General features: G+C 39.9%; 2 protein-coding genes. One reads left to right on the forward strand and one right to left on the reverse strand.

The window, feature by feature from the left end:
- Nucleotides 1-68: 68 nt before the first annotated feature.
- Nucleotides 69-410 carry an IS66 family insertion sequence element accessory protein TnpA gene (tnpA, locus tag H6A27_RS14515; RefSeq protein WP_154044119.1) on the reverse strand — a complete coding sequence of 114 codons (342 nt, stop codon included), beginning with the start codon at nt 408-410 and terminating at the stop codon, nt 69-71.
- A gap of 63 nt (nt 411-473) precedes the next feature.
- On the opposite strand from tnpA, the gene H6A27_RS15695 reads away from it, so the two are divergent.
- Nucleotides 474-646, forward strand: a 173-nt coding sequence (locus H6A27_RS15695) for an ATP-binding protein (protein WP_420867868.1), incomplete at its 3' end; no start/stop codon positions are given.

The following is a 646-nucleotide window of genomic DNA, read 5'->3' on the forward strand; positions in this document are numbered from 1 at the left end:
CTCTTTCGCATATCAGTCGGATAAGGGTAAAGGAAAAAACGATCTGAGTCACTGAGGCAAAACATGGCTTACTGGCATAAAAGGATTAATGACTTTAGCACCTCAAGTGATATTGCACTATTGATACGAAGCGTTACACCATTGGCGTATATAATCTCACATTCTGAATCGCTTTTAGATTCTATCTCTTTTGAAGCAGTAGTAATGTTCAGTTTACCGTTCAGATTGTTCATTCTTACAGGAACAAATCCTTGTGTATCGGGAAGAGCTGAATCGGTTAGTTTCCTACGCCAGTAATAAAATTTACCTTCGTCAAATCCGGTATTGTTACAATAATCACGGACGGACAAACCAGACAACTTCCAGTCTTCGTATGTCTGCTTGAATTGGTCTAATGTCATATTCTTCATATTTGCACAATATTGGTTATGGACACAAAAATACGAAGAATCAAGGCTGGGATTTGACGGGGTTTGCTGAATGCTTACGAACTGGATAACCGGAATCAAAGCCGGAATGCCCGTCTGATAAAAAAATCACACTTCCGTTATCACGCTTCCATAAGTGAAGTTATCTATGACAGCAAGCGTGGCGTAGACAAGCAGAAAGTGCTTAATCTTGCCACTTGTGACTATGTGAAAAACGG

The organism is Bacteroides caecigallinarum, from assembly GCF_016902295.1.
Lineage (GTDB): Bacteria > Bacteroidota > Bacteroidia > Bacteroidales > Bacteroidaceae > Phocaeicola > Phocaeicola caecigallinarum_A.